Origin of the sequence: Pedobacter sp. Leaf41, from assembly GCF_001422545.1 — a bacterium.
Classification (GTDB): domain Bacteria; phylum Bacteroidota; class Bacteroidia; order Sphingobacteriales; family Sphingobacteriaceae; genus Pedobacter.
On sequence record NZ_LMLE01000004.1, the window covers coordinates 1 to 19,885 of the forward strand.

General features: G+C 37.1%; 13 protein-coding genes. 7 read left to right on the plus strand and 6 right to left on the minus strand.

Translation table 11 applies throughout. From position 1 onward, the window contains the following. Positions 1 to 2,208 precede the first annotated feature (2,208 nt). Genes ASE92_RS06905 through ASE92_RS06920 form a run of 4 tightly spaced genes read right to left on the minus strand, consistent with a single transcriptional unit; the run spans position 2,209 to position 9,087 of the window. Complete coding sequence (locus tag ASE92_RS06905) at positions 2,209 to 3,348, minus strand: cytochrome-c peroxidase (protein ID WP_056849389.1); 1,140 nt, start codon at positions 3,346 to 3,348, stop codon at positions 2,209 to 2,211. Positions 3,349 to 3,352: 4 nt separating this feature from the next. Then, positions 3,353 to 4,909 (minus strand): DUF6850 family outer membrane beta-barrel protein, encoded by a 1,557-nt coding sequence (locus ASE92_RS06910; RefSeq protein ID WP_056849390.1) that lies wholly within the window; start codon positions 4,907 to 4,909, stop codon positions 3,353 to 3,355. Between the two features lie 46 nt (positions 4,910 to 4,955). Continuing rightward, positions 4,956 to 6,281, minus strand: a complete 1,326-nt coding sequence (locus tag ASE92_RS06915; protein ID WP_056849391.1) for a DUF4876 domain-containing protein — start codon at positions 6,279 to 6,281, stop codon at positions 4,956 to 4,958. A gap of 10 nt (positions 6,282 to 6,291) precedes the next feature. Continuing rightward, positions 6,292 to 9,087: a TonB-dependent receptor gene (locus ASE92_RS06920; protein ID WP_157255668.1), complete on the minus strand. Its 2,796-nt coding sequence runs from the start codon at positions 9,085 to 9,087 to the stop codon at positions 6,292 to 6,294. 211 nt (positions 9,088 to 9,298) lie between these two features. Here ASE92_RS06920 and ASE92_RS06925 point away from each other — a divergent pair, with 211 nt between their 5' ends. Together ASE92_RS06925 and ASE92_RS06930 are read left to right on the plus strand one after the other, a co-directional pair. Continuing rightward, the gene (locus tag ASE92_RS06925) at positions 9,299 to 11,200 is read left to right on the plus strand and encodes a class II glutamine amidotransferase (protein WP_056849393.1); all 1,902 of its coding nucleotides are present in this window, start codon (positions 9,299 to 9,301) and stop codon (positions 11,198 to 11,200) included. A gap of 231 nt (positions 11,201 to 11,431) precedes the next feature. Continuing rightward, a complete protein-coding gene (locus ASE92_RS06930) occupies positions 11,432 to 11,995 on the plus strand; it encodes a hypothetical protein (RefSeq protein ID WP_157255669.1) in 564 nt (187 codons plus the stop codon). A 9-nt stretch (positions 11,996 to 12,004) separates the two neighbouring features. Here ASE92_RS06930 and ASE92_RS06935 read toward each other — a convergent pair whose 3' ends face one another. After that, positions 12,005 to 12,631: a LysE family translocator gene (locus ASE92_RS06935; protein WP_056849395.1), complete on the minus strand. Its 627-nt coding sequence runs from the start codon at positions 12,629 to 12,631 to the stop codon at positions 12,005 to 12,007. A 144-nt stretch (positions 12,632 to 12,775) separates the two neighbouring features. Between ASE92_RS06935 and ASE92_RS06940 the strand changes: the two genes are divergently transcribed. The 5 genes from ASE92_RS06940 to ASE92_RS06960 all read left to right on the plus strand — a co-directional run bounded on the left by ASE92_RS06940 (position 12,776) and on the right by ASE92_RS06960 (position 18,927). Next, entirely contained in the window at positions 12,776 to 14,209 is a 1,434-nt protein-coding gene (locus ASE92_RS06940; protein WP_056849396.1) for an MFS transporter, read from the plus strand. A gap of 61 nt (positions 14,210 to 14,270) precedes the next feature. Continuing rightward, positions 14,271 to 14,744, plus strand: coding sequence for a dCMP deaminase family protein (locus tag ASE92_RS06945; protein ID WP_056849397.1), 474 nt, complete (start codon positions 14,271 to 14,273; stop codon positions 14,742 to 14,744). Between the two features lie 139 nt (positions 14,745 to 14,883). Further along, complete coding sequence (gene guaA, locus ASE92_RS06950; RefSeq protein ID WP_056849398.1) at positions 14,884 to 16,413, plus strand: glutamine-hydrolyzing GMP synthase; 1,530 nt, start codon at positions 14,884 to 14,886, stop codon at positions 16,411 to 16,413. 111 nt (positions 16,414 to 16,524) lie between these two features. Continuing rightward, positions 16,525 to 17,739, plus strand: coding sequence for an ABC transporter substrate-binding protein (locus ASE92_RS06955; protein WP_056849399.1), 1,215 nt, complete (start codon positions 16,525 to 16,527; stop codon positions 17,737 to 17,739). Positions 17,740 to 17,760: 21 nt separating this feature from the next. Further along, complete coding sequence (locus ASE92_RS06960; RefSeq protein ID WP_056849400.1) at positions 17,761 to 18,927, plus strand: RNA methyltransferase; 1,167 nt, start codon at positions 17,761 to 17,763, stop codon at positions 18,925 to 18,927. A gap of 336 nt (positions 18,928 to 19,263) precedes the next feature. Here ASE92_RS06960 and ASE92_RS06965 read toward each other — a convergent pair whose 3' ends face one another. Next, the gene (locus tag ASE92_RS06965; RefSeq protein WP_056849401.1) at positions 19,264 to 19,845 is read right to left on the minus strand and encodes a MarC family protein; all 582 of its coding nucleotides are present in this window, start codon (positions 19,843 to 19,845) and stop codon (positions 19,264 to 19,266) included. Positions 19,846 to 19,885: the final 40 nt, after the last annotated feature.

Below are 19,885 nucleotides of genomic sequence, written 5' to 3' on the forward strand. Positions count from 1 at the left end.
GTCTGTAGTTTAGCCAGTTCACTAGATCATCCCGTCATTCCCACGYAGGTGGGARTCTTAATGCGTTGCTGTTAAAATTGCGTTTGCTTGTTTTTCGGGTTAAGATGCCCAGTCAGGCTGAGGATGACGGCCGTTCATTGTTGGTGGCTGTGTCTGGAGTTTAGCCAGTTCACTAGATCATCCCGTCATTCCCACGCAGGTGGGAATCTTAATGCGTTGCTGTTAGAATTACGTTTGCTTGTTTTTCGGTTTAAGATCTCCAGTCAAGCTGAGGATGACGACCGTTCATTGTTGGTGGCTGTGTCTGGAATTTAGCCAGTTCACTAGATCATCCCGTCATTCCCACGCAGGTGGGAATCTTAATGCATTGCTGTTAAAATTGCGTTTGCTTGTTTCTTGGTTTAAGATCCCCAGTCAAGCTGAGGATGACGACCGTTCACTGTTGGTAACTGTGTCTGGAGTTTAGCCAGTTCACTAGATCATCCCGTCATTCCCACGCAGGTGGGAATCCTAATGAGTTGCTGTTAAAATTGCGTTTGCTTGTTTTTCGGTTTAAGATCYCCAGTCAAGCTGAGGATGACGACCGTTCATTGTTGGTGGCTGTGTCTGTAGTTTAGCCAGTTCACTAGATCATCCCGTCATTCCCACGCAGGTGGGAATCTTAATGCGTTACTGTTAAAATTGCGTTTGCTTGTTTTTCGGACCGTTCATTGTTGGTGGCTGTGTCTGTAGTTTAGCCAGTTCACTAGATCATCCCGTCATTCCCACGCAGGTGGGAATCTTAATGCGTTACTGTTAAAATTGCGTTTGCTTGTTTTTCGGTTTAAGATCCCCAGTCAGGCTGAGGATGACGACCGTTCATTGTTGGTGGCTGTGTCTGGAGTTTAGCCAGTTCACTAGATCATCCCGTCATTCCCACGCAGGTGGGAATTTTAATGCGTTACTGTTAAAATTGCGTTTGCTTGTTTCTTGGTTTAAGATCCCCAGTCAAGCTGAGGATGACGACCGTTCATTGTAGGTGTTTGTGTCTGGAGGTTGGCCAATTCGCTAAACCTTCCCATCATTCCCACGCAGGTGGGAATCTTAATGCGTTGCTGTTAAAATTGCATTTGCTTGTTTCTTGGTTTAAGATCCCCAGTCAAGCTGAGGATGACGACCGTTCATTGTTGGTGGCTGTGTCTGGAGTTTGGCCAATTCATGAAAACATCCGTCATTCCCACGTAGGTGGGAATCTTAATGCGTTGCTGTTAAAATTGCGTTTGCTTGTTTTTCGGGTTAAGATSCCCAGTCARGCTGAGGATGACGACCGTTCATTGTAGGTGTTTGTATCTGTAGTTTGGCCAATTCATGAAAACATCCGTCATTCCATGAACTTAGGAATCTTTATTCATCGCTGTTGAAAGTACTTTGCTTGTTTTTCGGGTTAAGATCCCCAGTCAAGCTGAGGATGACGACCGTTCATTGTTGGTAACTGTTTCTGGAGTTTAGCCAGTTCACTAGATCATCCCGTCATTCCCACGCAGGTGGGAATCTTAATGCGTTGCTGTTAAAATTGCGTTTGCTTGTTTCTTTGTTTAAGATCCCCAGTCAAGCTGAGGATGACGATCGNTTCTGGAGTTTAGCCAGTTCACTAGATCATCCCGTCATTCCCACGCAGGTGGGAATCTTAATGCGTTGCTGTTAAAATTGCGTTTGCTTGTTTCTTTGTTTAAGATCCCCAGTCAAGCTGAGGATGACGACCGTTCATTGTTGGTGGCTGTGTCTGGAGTTTAGCCAGTTCACTAGATCATCCCGTCATTCCCACGCAGGTGGGAATCTTAATGCGTTGCTGTTAAAATTGCGTTTGCTTGTTTCTTGGTTCAACATCCCCAGTCAAGCTGAGGATGACGACCGTTCATTGTAGGTGGCTGTGTCGGGAGTTTAGCCAGTTCACTAGATCATCCCGTCATTCCCACGCAGGTGGGAATCTTAATGCGTTGCTGTTAGAATTGCGTTTGCTTGTTTTTCGGTTTAAGATCCCCAGTCAAGCTGAGGATGACGACCATTCATTGTTGGTGGCTGTGTCTGGAGTTTGGCCAATTCATGAAAACATCCGTCATTCCCACGCAGGTGGGAATCTTAATGCGCTCACTACGAATTGATGCACTTTTTGTACGACTAGACTCGTAATTTGTAAGTCATAACCGATAACTGGTAACTCGAAACCGATTACTGCGGCAATTTCTCTACCCTAACTAAAATTGTAGGCGAGGATAGCGCCTCTAGAAAAGAAACCACCGCATCCTTTTCTGCTTTACTCAACATTAAGCCTTTCAACAACTTATCGTTTTTAGGCAATAGTGGGTCATTTACTTGTTCTGCCCTAACCCTTTGAACGGGCATGCCCACATTGTACATGTTCATCACACCATCCATATCTGGGAATAAACCATTATGGAACCAAGGCGCCGTTTTCATTACATTTCTTAATCCAGGCGTTTTAAATTTACCTATATCTTCTGGTTTCTTGGTTACATTGTACAAGCCTAAGTCTTCATATTTACGTTTGAAATAAGTTAATCCATCGTTGTGGAACTCATTATCGGTAAATAACGGGCCATTATGACAATTAATACAACGGGCTTTAGTGCGGAATAAATGTAAACCCACTAACTGTTGATCGGTCAATGCCTTCTTATCTCTGGCCAGGAAACGATCAAATGGGGTTCTCCTGCTTACAAGGCTGCGTTGAAAAGTGGCGAGACTTTCGAATATTTTTTTGTTGGTGATGGTCTTTGATCCAAAAGCATTAAAGAAGAATGGTTGATATCCTTTTATTTTGCTCAACTTTTTAGGTAAAGCTTTCATATCCTGGTGCATCTCATTGTGTGCTGCTACCGGGCTTTCTGCCTGTTCTTCCAAACTAGCCGCTCGTCCGTCCCAAAACAAACGTTTGTAGAACCAAACGTTTTCTAAAGAGGGTGCATTGCGAATGTTTGTTAAATGATCATGACCAACAGAAACCTGACGACCATCAGACCAATGTAAATCTGGCGCATGGCAGCTCGAGCAGGAAATCTGGTTTGATCCTGATAAACGAGGATCGAAAAATAAGATTTTACCCAGTTCAACTACCTTTTTAACGGAATCATTTTTTAAATCGACAGGAGAGGGCGGAAGTTCTCCCAATTCCTGGAAAACAGCTCCCTTATCAACTGTAGGTTTTGGCCATTGGTCAGTAGGTTTTGAATAAACTTTGCGCAAGCTATCTATACTCAGTTCATCATCATCGTTGAAATTTGTTGATTGAAATGATAATAGGATTAATCCGGTAAAGATTAGGGCAAGCGTGAGGAAAACTTTATTCATAAGGCTAAAAATACAGATTTAAGCTGATATTGGAAGAAAAGCGGTCTTTGCCGGGGGTAAAAGTGAAACTGTTGTCTACTACTTTTTGCTTATTTAAATATGTAGCAGTAGCCTTTAAACCCGCCTGTATCTGATTAAAAAAATTAAAACTATAATCTGCTGATAAACTTCCGCCAAGCCTGGTTGAAGTATTGTAGATGTAGTCAAAATAAATAACTTTTTGGGTAAACTGGCCTACGTTGAAGTTTGGTACATTAAAGTAATCACTTAACGGAACACTATACAATCCTGATAAACTTAAACCCCAAACATTTGATTGATCGGTCGTCTTTGAGTAACCAAAGCCTGCAGTCCAATCCAATCTATTATACTTTACATTATTACCTGTCAATCCATCTTGCTTTTGCTCCTCATTTTGATTGGCAGAAACATAAAGGTTATACAAATTGCCTTTTGATGTAATACTTAAATTGGTTTTGAATGATAAACTGTTACGATTATAGATGTAATTATTTGCCATATAGATATAGTTCAAATCCTTTCCATCGATGTTATTGTAATTGATCAAAGTAGACAACGTTTTATTGTCTATTTTCTTTAACCAAAATAAAGAGAAGTTGTTATTTTCTAAATTGTAGTCATTGTAGTCTGCAAAACCTTCGCCGCTTCTTCTAGTGAACTTCTGTTTTTCTTCAATATAACTATAAGAAAAGAAAAAATCGCCGATATTGGATTTTGTATAATTCAGATAAGCGTCAAAGCCATTTCTTTTCTGATCATTTTGATAAGTTCGATTGGTATTATAAACGTAAGCTTCTCCATAGCCATTAACCAAGTAATTATTATATTCTGGTTTCAATGTATTTTGAGACAAACTTTGATTTTTGTAGGCCACATTAACTCTCTCCTGTCCATATCCATATCTGTATGCTGCACCAATCTTGATTTTTTCAAATAATGTGTAGCCAATCGTTGCAATCATATTTAATTGAAAGTCATCAACACTTCCTCTGGGATCGTTTGTTGAAAAGTGATTCCCAATTCTATAATCAGCACCAATACCTAAAGGAAGATTCTTACCAATAAGGTTTTTTTCTGCGAAAGCCTTTAAATTATATAAAGTTCTCTCATAGTTGAGATTAATTGGAGAACCATAATAGTATGGTGCAGACATATTATTTCTGGTTTGATGATTGTACATCGTACTATCCTCAACACTTTTATCATACTCGAAAGAACCCCACAAGTTAACGGACTTAAGTCTGGTACTACCTTCTGTTGCCAAGTATATTTGACTTATTTTAGTTGCATTCTGTGCCGTAATCAAATGTCCTTTTTCATAATTGGTACCAATGCTAATTTTGCTAAATTTTGCTGGCATTAATTCGCCAATATTGAAAGGACTTTTTTTTGCAAACTCATATCCTGCGTAAGAAGCGGAATCAGCACTGAAAATTTTATTCTGTAAACTTAAATTTGATAATGCGGTATCAATTTTCTGACTAAATGCTGTACTGAATATTATTTGAAGCACTATTATCGATAGAAATATTTTTCTCATTGTGTATCTTAAATAATCAATGACTAAATCATTGATTAAAATTTAATTATTGTTTAAATCCTCTTGGGTTTGCTAATGTGAAATAATCGAAATCCTCTGTTGAGTTATTGGTATCTTTTAAAATGATTCGGTTATTGTCGGTTCTTAGCGTTTTTCTAATTACAGATTGTGAACTATATGAGCCATTAGGTGCATAAGTAAAGCCTGCATCAAGAGATGCACCGAGTTTTTTAGGTATTCTTGCAGCGGCAGTATTAGGTTGTAGTTCTACTGCATCAATAATTAGCGCATTTGGTATTTGAAAATACTTATCGGCACTTGATGATGGTGGTGCAACTGTTGGGAAATTGTACTGTGGTAGGCTTTTAACCTGGGTAATGCCATTTCCTTTAAACAAAATTACCCCGGTTCTGCCAAGCGCATCTAAAATTAAATCTGTACCAAAATAGGATAAAACTTCTACATTAGGTACTTGAGGATTATCAATATCAGATGCAAGTGGTTTTGCTAGGAACGATGCATAGTATGCTTCAAATTCTGCCCCGCTTAAATCTACAGTAAGTGAAGGATCTCTTACAGTAATACTTTTGCCATCATTTCCGGTAAAAGGTGATTTATGATTAAGTGCAGTTTGAGCAATAATAAAACTTTTGCCAGGTTGTACACGGTATTGCTTGCCATTACCCGGAATCATTAATAAAGCTCTAGGATATACATAACTATTATTTGCATCTATATTTGATGGCATACCTAAAGATTTGCTCCAGTCGTATTGACCATTAGGTAATGTATTATAACCAGTATTGGTAAAGCTTTGTCTGCCAATTATTTCACCAATAAATAAACTATCAGCATATAAAACCGAATCGGTGTTGTTATAAATTTCGATAAACTGATCTCTAAAACTGGCACCAGTGGTTGTATTAGAGCCAGCATAATGAATTTGTTTGATTAGCCAATTACCAATTATGCCCGATACCAAACTTAATTCAATATTACCCGCATTAGATAAGGTAAGTGCTTTACTTTTTTGCGAAGCATTAAAAACTACATTTTCACTAACAATCTCACCAGTTAATTTAGTGTAATCTGCCGCTTTTATCTCAATACTGGCATTGATATCATAAATTCCTAGCGCAATATTAGCCAATGATACATTTCCATTAACATCAGTTTCAACAATATTAGATTTATTGGTATTGATGTTTTTCAATTCAATCCTAACTTGGCTTAAAGAAAGAACTTTTCCTAATTCAGCCGAGGCGTATTTAGCTGAAATGTTAACATTAATTGGAGTTATTTCAGGTTCTTGATTTTTTTTGCAACCAAAGAATATGATTGTAGAAAAAAGAAATATTAATAGTTTTTTCATCTTATACTAATTAAAGTTTAATGGATAACTCGGCTCCAAAAGTTGGAACATTATTAGGGAACACATAACTCCCTGCCGGTGTAACGTAGTATGGTTGATAGTTAAAAAGATTATATACATTAAAAGCGAACTTGAAACGTTTTTTAATCTCTTTTGCGATACTTAAATGGTAGTTTGAAATGATCTTTGGCAAATTTGTTTCGGATTGTTCTTCAGGTGTAATATACAAATGTCCATAAGAAGGGTTGGTTCTATCAAAATTGGTGATAGGTATATATTGGTTCGTTCTGGTATAATAGCCAAGAGGAATTCGTGAACTTTCTGTATTCACGGTTTTGTTAAGAATATCAAATTCTGCGGTAAATTGAATAATCAAACTGAGTTTAGGAATGTGTGTACTGCTTGAAATTCTTCCATTACTGAAATAGGCCTTTCTATTAGTCGGTTCATACTGACCTATGAAAGCATAATCAGGATCGGTATTTATTGTTGTAGGGATTTTATTGCTTAATGTTGGAGATTCAGAATGATAGGCTGTTCTAAATAAACCACCACTCATATTAAATGATGTTTTTATTGCTTTTATTTCGGGACTACTTAAAATTACCTCAAACCCCTGATTGTCTGATGAAAGATCATTTTTGAAAGTGTAATAATTTATAGCATTGTATTTATTACCTGTTTGCACAACAGTTGGTTTTGCACTTGGATTTAATGTGGCAGTATAAGTTGGTAGTAATATGCTCTGCAAATTTTGAACGGTGGTAATACCATTTCTCGATTTTTTATTGAATGCAGTTAGAGAAAGGTTAAACTTATCTAGCTTTAATTGGGCAGATAACTCAATACTTTCACTTTTTGAAGGTTTTAAGTCAGTATTTGTTGGTTCGTATCTTTCAACATAAACCAAATATGTGCTTTCGTTAACCTTTCCGTTATAAGCATTTAGAAGGGGGATTTCGAAAAAAGTAGGCCCAGGGTAACGTTGAGCTAAGGCCGGCGATTTGTAAGATAAGCCATATGCCAAGCCAAATCTTAAATTTTTACTTACCTCATAGTTAATGTTTGTTCTTGGAGAGAAAGAACCATAACCGTTTTGAATATCAGATCTTAAACCTGCACGTACATTTAGTGGTTTGCCGAAAACATCCGTAGTGAAAACATCTTCTATATATACACCCAAATCTTTTTGCGCTATCGCCAATTTAAAGTCGTAATAACGCTCAGAGCTTTGCGTGCTTAAAGTGGAAGTTGAAACTGCCACACCACTTCTTGGTGCATTTGGGTCGATAGTTTGCCCTAAACCTCTATTAGTACTGTAATTGAAACCACCTCCGAAAGATAAGTTATGAACAATATCTCCGGTAGAGAAACCGCCTGTAAAATCCAAATTCGCTGAGGCTGTAATAGGCCTTCCATCAATTAATGATCTTGCGGTATATACCCCAGTATCATAGGTTCCCTCATGTATTCCGGTGGTTACGGCATTGGTGTAAAGCACATAAGGCTGGTTCATTATTTGTTCTTCATAACTTACCTGATGACCTTCAGAATACCTTAAATTAAGGCCGATATTTTTTAGGAAGCCATTTTCAAAACGATAATTACTTCTGTTGGCTACGCTAAAATTCCAACTATCAAATCTGGTCTTTGTACTGGTAACATCGTCTGGATCTTGTTTTATTCCATCCAGGTTTCTGCCATAATCAACGCTAAAAGTATTTTTCAACTGCCTGGTATTACCAAACGTGTTGCTCCACATCGCATTTGTATTTACTCTTCGATATGCTTTTAATTTATCGCGGTTATCTTGGAAAGAGTTAACATAATTTACTCCAACATTCACTGCGCCTAATTTTGGACTTAATTCAAAGCCTTTAGATATATTATAAGATGTTGCATTATCTCTCAATTGCATGCGAACATAAGCAGGCGATTTGCCCGCTTGTCTTTCAATAATAATTGCACCATCAGTCAAATCGCCATATTTTGCAGGCGCAATACCAGCTATTATCTCAATACTTTCAATATTATCCGCTGGTATCTGGCGTAAATCTGTACCACCAAAAGTATAATCCCCAGAATAGGTTGTTAAACTACTACCGTTCAATGATGGTCTTGTTGAACCATTCAAACTCGTGTATGAACCTTCAACAAAAGAATTTCCAACGCCTAAACTTCTTCCTGGATTATAACTTTGCATGTTTGCATTGTTGGTTAGCGTATTTCCATCCATGATGATGGCTATGCCAAAAGCATTGTTCAATTCGAATGCGCCTTTTCCGGTTGTGGTTGGTGCATAAGCCGCTCTTAAGTTTACGTTTTGAACACTTTGTAATGATGGAGCGGTTATTTTTCTATTTGGGATTTGATTCAATAGATCATTAACACTCAACGCTGGAGTCTGCTCAATTATATCCCGATTGATTACTAAGGATGAGTTGGTTTGGCCAGTATAATTCCGCTTGGCATTGATTTCGATGTTTTCTAAACTTAAATCCAATACCTTTAAACTGATGCTGTTAAGGTTCGTTTCTCCAGCTTTAACAGTTACAGGTACTCTTAATTTTTGATAACCAATGTAAGAAAACTCCAGCGTTAAAACATTGTTGATTGCTGACCCATCGATTCTAAAAATACCCAATTTATCAGTTATTGTATACTGATTGGTTTCAACAACTTTAATGTTTACAAGCTCTAGCGGCTTGTTTTCAGGGTCTACCACTTTTCCGGTAACAACGTTTTGCGCTTGCGCCATCCCGGCAAGACAAACCAAAACTAATAATGAAATGTAAAGTTTCTTCAATTTAGACTAAATCTTAATAATGGCGCAAATATGGAAATTTAACAGGGATTAACAAAACTATTTAGAATAATTCCAGATAATTTTCAATTTTAAGTTGGCAATTCATCAAGATGTACTGTATTCCAAATTAACCTCATTGTGACAAAAGAAAATACTTTTGTTTAGGTTGTGATTATTTAAAAGGATAACTTTGCGGCTTCAAACCCACACAATGAGTGATCAGATAAAACACGAATGCGGAATCGCTTTTATTCGCCTGTTAAAACCACTTTCCTACTACCAGCAAAAGTACGGTACAGCACTTTACGGCCTTAACAAGTTATATCTTTTAATGGAAAAACAGCATAACCGGGGCCAGGATGGCGCGGGGATTGCCACCATTAAACTAGATATGAAACCTGGCAGTAGGTACATTAGCCGATACCGGAGCATGGCTTCGAATGCGGTAGCAGATATTTTCGAGTATGTTCAAAACAAATTCGTAGATATACAAGAAAACACACCTGAATTAATGCAGGATACAGAGTGGCTCAAAAACAATGTTAGCTTTATCGGCGAGGTGTTATTGGGCCATTTGCGTTATGGTACACATGGTAAAAACAGTATCGAAAACTGCCATCCTTTTTTAAGGCAAAACAATTGGATGACCCGTAACCTGGTTATTGCAGGTAACTTCAACATGACGAATGTTGATGAGTTATTGGAGCAACTCTACGAGTTAGGTCAGCATCCAAAAGAAAAAGCCGATACCGTTACTGTTTTAGAAAAAATTGGTCACTTTTTGGATGATGAAAATCAAGAACTTTTCGATCAATATAAAAAAGAAGGACACGATAACGTAGCCATCACGCATAAAATTTCTGATCATTTAGATATCGCGAATATTCTTCGCCGCTCGGCTAAAACCTGGGATGGTGGCTATTCCATCTGCGGTATGGTGGGTAACGGCGATTCATTCATCATGCGTGATCCGGCTGGTATTCGTCCGGCCTACTATTATTACGATGACGAAATTGTAGTTGCGGCTTCTGAACGGCCAGCACTACAAACTGCTTTCAATATCCAGTTTAAAGATGTTAAGGAGATTGATCCTGGTCATGCTTTGATTATCAAGAAAAACGGTGAAGTTAGCATGGAGCAGTTCCGTGAGCCTACCGAAAGATTATCTTGTTCGTTCGAACGCATCTATTTCTCAAAAGGAAGCGATGTAGAAATTTACCGCGAACGCAAGCAATTAGGTCGTTTATTAAGCGATAAAATTCTTCAGGCCGTTAACTACGATTTAAAAAATACCGTTTTCTCTTTTATACCGAACACTGCTGAAGTGGCTTTCTTTGGTATGGTTGATGGTGTGCAACAATATGTGCGCAGGCATCAAAAAGATATTCTTTTGCATAAAAAGGAGGAATTATCTGATGAGCAGCTGGAGGAATTATTATCTCTTGCACCGCGGGTGGAGAAGCTGGCTGTAAAAGATGTGAAACTGCGAACTTTTATTACGCAGGATGCGGATAGAAGTGAAATGGTGGCTCACGTTTATGATACCACTTATGGTATTATCAATAACCATCAGGATACTTTAGTAGCCTTGGATGATTCAATTGTTCGGGGTACTACTTTAAAGCAGAGTATTATAAAAATCGTAGATCGTTTACATCCTAAGAAAATTATCATTGTTTCATCTGCACCTCAAATTCGTTACCCGGATTGTTACGGTATTGATATGAGCAGAATGGGCCAGTTTGTTGCTTTTGACGCTGCAATTCAGTTATTAACTGAGCGTGGTATGTGGCAGGTGATTGAAGATGTTTATGCAAAATGTAAAGCTTCATTATTACTTCCGAAAGAAGAAATCGTGAATCATGTAAAAGAGATTTACAAACCCTTCACTCCGGAAGAAATTTCAGCTAAAATTGCACAAATTATTACTCCTAAAGGCACTGTTGCTGAGGTAGAAGTAATTTATCAAAGTTTGGAGAACTTGCATGAAGCTTGTCCGAAAAACAAAGGTGACTGGTATTTCTCTGGTAATTATCCAACTCCAGGCGGCAATAAAGTAGTGAACAAAGCTTTCATTAACTGGAAAGAAGGGAATAACCAAAGGGCATATTAATCCTAAGATATTTTGAATAAGAATAGCCCAAATTTATGCGGGCTATTTTTTTTGCCCAAAAAATTTGAATTCATTTGTGTTTGATATTATATAGAAAGTGACATTCTTGCCACCTTACTGGAGATTTTTAGCCTCATTTAGTAAACGTTTTTATCATTCTTTTTGCTTGTAGATTGCTATATCTTCTCGGCCAGGGAAAACATTTAGAAGGGTGTAAATGTTAATTCCACTATGAAAAACCTGATAAAATTTTGCCTTATATCTACCATTTGTTTGGGCTTAAGCTGTTCTGAAAGTAATCAACAACAGGTTACCAACGCTATCGACAATACAAGCGATAGTATTTCAACCAAGCTTTCTGAATTGAATGATACCTTAAAAAATGTAAAAGAAGATATCAAGAGCCATATCCCTAAAGTAGAAATAAATGTGAGCAAACGTGTTCCGATAAGTTTACAATGGATTAGTTTTGAAAGTGAAAAGGGTTCGGCCGAAATCATTAAAAAAGATAGTAAATGGTTTTCAATAAAGGGGGAGCAAACCAATACCAATAATGAATATCTTAAAATTGATGGGCGTTTGAAAAGATTAGATGCCAACAGAATTTCCTTCGAAGGAACGATAATCACATATATTAAAGATAATAATAGGGGTGTGCCTTGTGAAAAAACTGGTGCTCAGGTATTTTTTAAAAAAGGCAGCCGTTCTTATTATCGTTTGCAAAAAATGGAAAACTGCGCAGGTGGAAGGCTATTAGACTATGTTGATATTTATAATCTCCATGACGTACTTTAGTAGGTGCTTTTATGCATAAAACTGAACATACGTTTTGTAAATAAGCCAGAATGCAAATAGAATAATAATTACCCCTGCAATTTTATTAAGTGTTTTTAGGGCGTCTTCCTTTATTTTGTATCTGAGTTTACTTGAATAGAAACTCTTTGCTCCATCTATGCTCAGTTGAGTAACCATCGCGATAAAAAAGCAAACCAATTTTTCGTTCAGCATGTTATTTAGCTTAACAGAAATAATTCCGCTTACAATAATCCAGAACATTAAGGTAGAAGGAGTGAGGATACACATCAAAAATCCTTTTAAAACATAACCTCTCTTACTGATCTTCTGGAGGGTTGCGGAATCGTAATTAACCTTCATTTTCGAAACCAAATAATATATTCCTACCGCGAGTAAGAAAATCCCACCGATAGTACCGACATATTTGTCGAAACTAGCTTTATAATCAAAAAACTGACTTCCAAAAAGGACTAATGCGATTAATATAACATCACTAATTATAACCCCAATAGCTAAAGAAAACCCTGCCATAAAGCCTCTTTCTATACTGGTTTTAATCATTGCAAAAAATACCGGACCTGTTAAAAACGACGAAATAATCCCTGCCCCAATACCTAATAATATGGCTTCAAACATGTATTGTATTGTTTATAATATGCGAATATGCAATTTTATACCTAAAGATGGTACATTTATTTTTGTTGCATAAGTTGCATAAAAGTTACTATTTTTTAATTTTTTTTTATCTAAGTTTAGCCCCACTAAAACTATATTTTAAACATGAGTTCAGAACAAACACAAACCAAGTGGGCCCAATTTATTCCCTTGGTAACCGTATTCTTTTTTTGGGGCTTCGTTGCCGCAAGTAATGATATTTTAATTCCGGTTTTCAAGAAAGCTTTTGATTTATCACAAGCTGAAAGTCAGTTGGTTTCACTGGCATTTTATATTGCCTACACCGTGGGTGCGCTTATCTATAACGGAATTTCGGTGCTAATCGGGCAAGACATTGTAAATAAACTAGGCTATAAAAACTCGCTTGCGTTAGGTCTCGTGATTTCGGCATTAGGTACACTATTATTTTATCCGGCCGCAAATTTGGCATCTTTCCCGCTAATGTTATCTGGTTTATTTATTGTTGCACTAGGTTTTTCACTACAACAAACCGTTGCTAACCCTTTAGCAATCGCGTTGGGTCCAATTAAAACGGGTTCACAGAGACTTACCCTTGCAGGTGGTATCAATAACTTCGGAACTACCATTGGACCGCTTATTGTAAGTTTTGCCATTTTTGGTTCGGCAGCAAATGCAAGTTCAGATATTAGTATAGAAAGTGTTAAAATCCCTTATCTAATTCTTGGGGTTGCCTTTATCGCTGTCGCAATATTCTTAAAGCTATCTTCTTTACCAGATAGACCAGCGTTAGTTGAAGCCAAAATAGAAGAAAAAGGGGCAAAAGGATCTGCCTTGAAGTTTCCACAATTGGTTTTGGGGATGATTGCAATTTTTGTTTATGTAGGTGTTGAAGTATCTACGGCGAGTAATTTGCCTGCTTATATGGAGAAAGATTTAGGTTTCGCACTGCATGATATTGCACCTTATATTTCGCTATACTGGGCAAGTATGATGATTGGTAGATGGACAGGAGCTGTAGAAGCTTTCACCGATAACATCCAGACTCAAAAAATATTAAGATTTGTTGCGCCATATTTAGCTTTTGGAATTTTCTTAGCGGTTAATGCCATTGCCGATCACGATTTGGCTCCATTCTACGTTTACGGATTAATCATTTTAGTATTGATTATTGCTGATATGGCGAGTAAAGGAAATCCGGCAAGAATGCTATTAATATTTTCTGCAATTGGCATACTTGCTTTACTTATCGGAATGTTTACCACTGGAATGGTTAGTGTTTATGCCATCACAAGCGTAGGTTTATTTTGTAGTACATTGTGGCCATGTATTTTCACTTTAGCAGTGAGTGGTTTAGGAAAGCACACCAGTCAGGGAAGTAGTTTCCTAATTATGATGATTATGGGCGGTGGAATTATCAGCTGGTTACAAGGTGCAGTATCGGAGTATACTGGTATTCAATATAGTTACATTGTTGGTATTCTGTGTTTCGCCTACCTAGCTTTCTACGCCTGGAGAGTAAGTGGAATTTTAAGATCACAAGGAATTAATTTTGATCAGAAAATTTCTGGCGGACATTAATTTTAATAAAGTATTTTTGCAGCCACGAAGTTAAACTGCTTCGTGGCTTTTTATTTTAAGCATGACTAATAAACCAAGTTTCGATACCATATTTATGAATCTCGCTACTGATTTAGCGGAACGTTCGCATTGCGTACGTGCCCATGTTGGTGCGGTTTTAACAAAAGATACCAGAATCATCTCTATTGGGTATAATGGGCCGCCCGCAGGAACACATAATTGTGACGAAGAATGGCCAGAACATGGTTGTGCAAGAGACAGCAAGGGAAGCTGTTCTTTGGCGCTTCATGCAGAAGAAAATGCCATTTTATACGCTTCTAAAAATGGCTCCAGGATTGAAGGATGCACACTTTATACCACGTTATCACCATGTATCGCTTGTGCCCGACTAATTTTATCATCAGGAATTAAATTGGTTTACTATTCAAAATCTTACGCCGCATACAAAGGTTTGCCGAGTGATGAAGGTGTTGATTTCTTGAGGAAGTTTGGGGTAGAGGTGAAGTTAATGGAAAGCGAAACTTTAAATTGGTAATTGTTAAAGTTAATGAATGATGGAAGTATCTAGCTTGCTGTTGACAACTGGTAACTGAAAACCATTAACTAGCAATAGATTTGATTATAAATAACGATAAAACAATTTAACAATTCCCTTTCTTTATCTATCTTTGCGGATGCAAGAAAAAATCATTATCGTCGATTTTGGTTCGCAATTTACACAACTCATCGCTCGTAGAGTTCGCGAACTAAATATTTACTGTGAAATATATCCATTCAACAATCTTCCTGAAATTACCGAGGATGTAAAAGGTGTTATCTTTTCAGGTAGCCCATATTCAGTTCGTCAGGATGATGCTCCACAAATTGATCTATCAAACTATCATACTAAATATCCATTACTGGCTGTATGTTATGGTGCCCAATACATTGCGCAACAAACTGGTGGTCAGGTTCGTGCCTCTTCAACACGCGAATATGGTCGTGCTAACCTAAGCTTTGTTAACCAGGAAAATAAACTTTTCAAGGGTATAAACATTGATTCTCAGGTTTGGATGAGCCATGGCGATACCATTACAGATTTGCCAGAAAATGCAGAATTAATTGCCAGTACAGAAAGCGTTAAGGTTGCTGCTTATCACATTAAAGATTCAAATACTTATGCGATACAATTTCACCCTGAAGTAACCCACAGTATTGATGGAAAAGTTCTATTGGAGAACTTTCTGGTAGATATTTGTGGCTGTAGTCAGGATTGGACTTCAACAGCATTTATCGAAACTACTATTGCAGAATTGCAAGCTACTTTGGGTAACGATAAAGTTGTTTTAGGCTTATCAGGCGGAGTAGACAGTAGTGTTGCTGCGGTTTTATTGCATAAAGCAATCGGTGCAAATTTACATTGCATCTTTGTTGATAATGGTTTGCTTCGTAAAGATGAATATGCCCAGGTGTTGGAACAATACAAACACATGGGTTTAAACATCAAAGGCATTGATGCTAAAGATCGGTTTTTAAGTCAGCTTGCGGGTGTTACCGATCCTGAATTGAAGCGTAAAGCGATTGGTCGTGTTTTTATCGAAGTTTTTGATGATGCTGCACATGAGGTAACTGGTGTAAACTGGTTGGGTCAGGGTACTATATATCCTGATGTGATTGAGTCGATCTCTGTTAACGGTCCATCTGCTACGATAAAATCACATCATAATGTGGGTGGTTTGCCCGATTTTATGAAGTTAAAAGTTGTGGAGCCATTAAAAACATTGTTTAAAGATGAGGTAAGAAGAGTTGGTAAAGCATTGGGTATTGATGATGTGATTTTAGGTCGCCATCCTTTCCCCGGGCCAGGTTTAGGAATCCGTATTTTGGGAGAAGTTACAGCAGAGAAAGTTGCCATTTTACAGGATGCCGATGCGATTTATATCAATGAGCTTAAAGCTGCTGGCTTATACGATAAAGTTTGGCAGGCAGGTTCTATCTTTTTGCCAGTTCAATCGGTCGGGGTAATGGGCGATGAGCGTACTTACGAAAACGTAATTGCACTTAGAGCTGTTGAATCAGTGGATGGCATGACAGCCGACTGGTGCCATTTGCCTTATCCATTATTGGCGAAGATTTCCAATGAAATTATCAATAAGGTTAAAGGAATTAATAGGGTAGTATATGATATCAGCTCGAAACCACCTGCAACTATTGAGTGGGAATAAAGATTTGAGAATCTTGATTTTTAAAATCTTAAGAATCATTTAAAACAAGTATTGGAGTATGCTAGCAAACTGAATAAACTTTTGCTGGCATATTTTGTTAAAAAGATAGGTATGAATTTAAAAAACGGTTACTGGATATTACTGCTATTCACTTTGGTTTTAGGTGCTTGTTCACCAAAAATAAGAACACCCAAACCACCAACCAGTAGACCTGTTGAAAAGGAAAAACCTGAAGAAAAGAAAAAGCCTGTAAAAAAGTTTACTCAAGCTAGCATCTCATTATTAGCACCATTTAGACTTGATGAAATCAATTTAAAAACCGCTACCAAGGCGGATGTAGAAAAGTATGCAATGCCGATTGATTTTTATCAGGGATTTAAGCTTGGGATTGATTCAGCAGCTGCATCAGGACTAAACTTTAAATTGAATGTTTTCGATACACAGGATGATAATGCCCATATTTCGATGCTTTATAAAAATGAGCGTTTTAAGCAAAGCAACTTAATTGTTGGGCCTGTTTTTCCTGACGGACAAAAATTTATTGCATCTTATTCCAAAGAAAATAATATCCCGGTAGTTTCGCCTTTAGCGGCTTCAAGTCCATCAGAATTCAATAATCCAAATCTCATTTCGATTGTGAACAACATCGATTTACATGGCAAGAAAATAGCAGGCTATATCACCAGAAATTTCAACCCTGCTAATACGATTGTTGTGCTAATCAACCCTAGAAAAAGTGAGGATGAGCAGTTTGCTGCTCCTTTGAGGGTATACTTGCAAAGTAATCCTAAATTTATTGTGCAGGAGTATGCATCGGCATATACCTTCGAAACCAAAATGATAAAAGGCAAACAATATGCAGTTATTGTTACTTCAGCGGATAGAGCCTTCGTTTTACCTACCATAGAAAAACTTTATAAATTAAAAAATCTTCCTGCAGGAGGTTATAATATTAGTTTATTTGGTCATCCAAACTGGGTTAAACAAAATTATCCAACAGAAAAGGTACAGGCATTAAATACGATAGTGAGTTCATCTTATAAAATTGATTATAAAAGTACTGCTGTAACCTCATTTATAAAAAAATATCGGCGCCAATATGGCTTTGAGCCTGGCGAATATGCTTTTAAAGGTTTCGATATCGGGGTTTATTTCGGTAAACTGCTAGATCAGTACGGTGAAAATTATTTGGAAAACATTACCAAAGAAAAGTACAAAGGTTTGCACAACAATTTTTCTTTTATTCATGATGAAAAATTAGGCTATATTAATACCAGTTTAATGCTTTTAAAGTATAAAAACTTTGCCCTAAATATTATCGAATAATATCATTTCTTCCCGTTTTTTATGAGAGCTGATCATCAGTTACGTGCGTTCGAACAAATTTTAACCCATTACGATGGCAGTTTGCCACTGCATCGATTTTTACCTGGTTATTTTAAGCAAAATAAACAAATGGGTTCTTCCGATAGGCGATGGGCAACACGACATGTTTACAGTTTTTTTAGATTGGGCAAAGCGCTTTCGCAATTGAATCAAGAGCAAAGGTTAAGCATTGCAGATTTTCTTTGCCATAACACGCTAAGTCCTATTGTAGAGAAAAACTTTCCAGAATTTACAGATCAGATACAATTACCATTGCTGGAAAAGTTAGAAAAAGTCAAAGAGAAATTTCCAGCATTTGTATTAACAGATGTTTATCCTTACCACGAAAAGTTATCTAAAAGTTTAAATAAAGAAGATTTTTTAAGTTCATTTTTTACACAACCTGATTTATTCATCAGGGTTGCGGAAGGTCAGGCAGGACAGATTATTGATCAATTAAGGGGTGAACGTATTGATGTAAGACAGGTATCAAAAACCGCATTGGCTTTAGCCAATGGCACAAAGCTTGAAACCGTTTTAAAGGAAGGCTCTTATCAGGTTCAGGATTTATCTTCACAATATACTGGAGAATATTTTCTCCCTAACAAATGGGATAAATGGTGGGACTGTTGTGCGGCATCTGGTGGGAAAACCTTGCTTTTACACAGTCTGGAGCCAATTATAGAATTGTTAGTAAGTGATTTACGAGAATCTGTTCTTTTAAATTTAGACGAAAGATTCCGTTTGGCAGGCGTAAGAAAATACCATAAAAAAGAACTCGATCTTTTGAGAAATAATGATCAGATACTTCATCATTATCAGTTTGATGGGATTATTTTAGATGCTCCATGCACAGGTTCGGGTACCTGGGGGAGAACGCCAGAAATGCTTACTTTTTTTGAGGAACGGAAGATCAATCAGTTCGCAACAATACAAAAGGCAATTGCCACTAATGTGATTAAATATCTTAAGCCTGGAAAGCCTTTGGTTTATATTACCTGCTCAGCTTTTGCTGCCGAAAATGAAGATGTTGTTAATCACCTCCTGGAAACTTTGCCCTTGACTTTAGAAAAGATGGAGCTTATTAAAGGTTATCAGAACAATGCTGATACGATGTTTGTGGCCAGATTGATTAAGCGCCAGGATTAATTAAGACTACTGGATTATTTTAAAATAATTTTTTGAACTTGTTTTGGTGCATAGTCTATACATGCTCAAACCATGATTTGAAATTCTTTTTGACGTACTTCACCGCTTCGATTAAAACAGCAATCGCCCCAATTATTAATGTATATTCCTCAAAGCTGTTCATTTTGGTTAGCTTTATGTTTAGATGAATATACGAGATTATTGTTACAATTTGATTTTAGGATTGTCATTTATACAATGACGAATTAGCTTGTAATAAAAAACGAAGCTACATCATCTTTTTTGCGGTATTGAACCTTGAAATAAATGGAGGATGACGAATCTTTAAAGAAATCCTTAAAGCCCCGTATTATTCCTAAACAACTTAATTGCAATGGCTAATAAAATTACTCCAAACGCTTTGCGAAGAATATTTAATCCTGTTTTTCCAAATAATTTTTCTAATCTCTCCGTATTTTTCAAAACGAAATAAACAAAAAGCATATTCAAAATAATGCCCACTAAAATGTTTTGCGTTTGATATTCAGTCTTCAGGGAAAGTAATGTTGTCATCGTTCCTGCACCTGCAATTAACGGGAAAGCCAGTGGTACGATTGAAACCGTTTCAGGAGCTTCTTCTTTGAAAATGGTCAAACCTAAAACCATTTCCATTGCAATAAAGAAAATTACAAATGAGCCTGCAATAGCAAATGATTCTACATCAAGACCAATTACCTTAAGAAGCGATTCTCCCAAAAAAAGAAATAAAATCATCAGGGCTGTGGCTACGATAGAAGCCTTTTCTGATTCGATATGACCTGCTTTTTTGCGTAGTTCTATTACTACCGGAATTGAACCTAAAATATCGATAATGGCAAAAATAACCATTGTGGTGGTTAAAATCTGGTTGAAGTCGAACTTTAAAAAATCGAATTTCATAGGGTGCAATTTTAATAAAGGTAAGTCAATTTGTATTAAA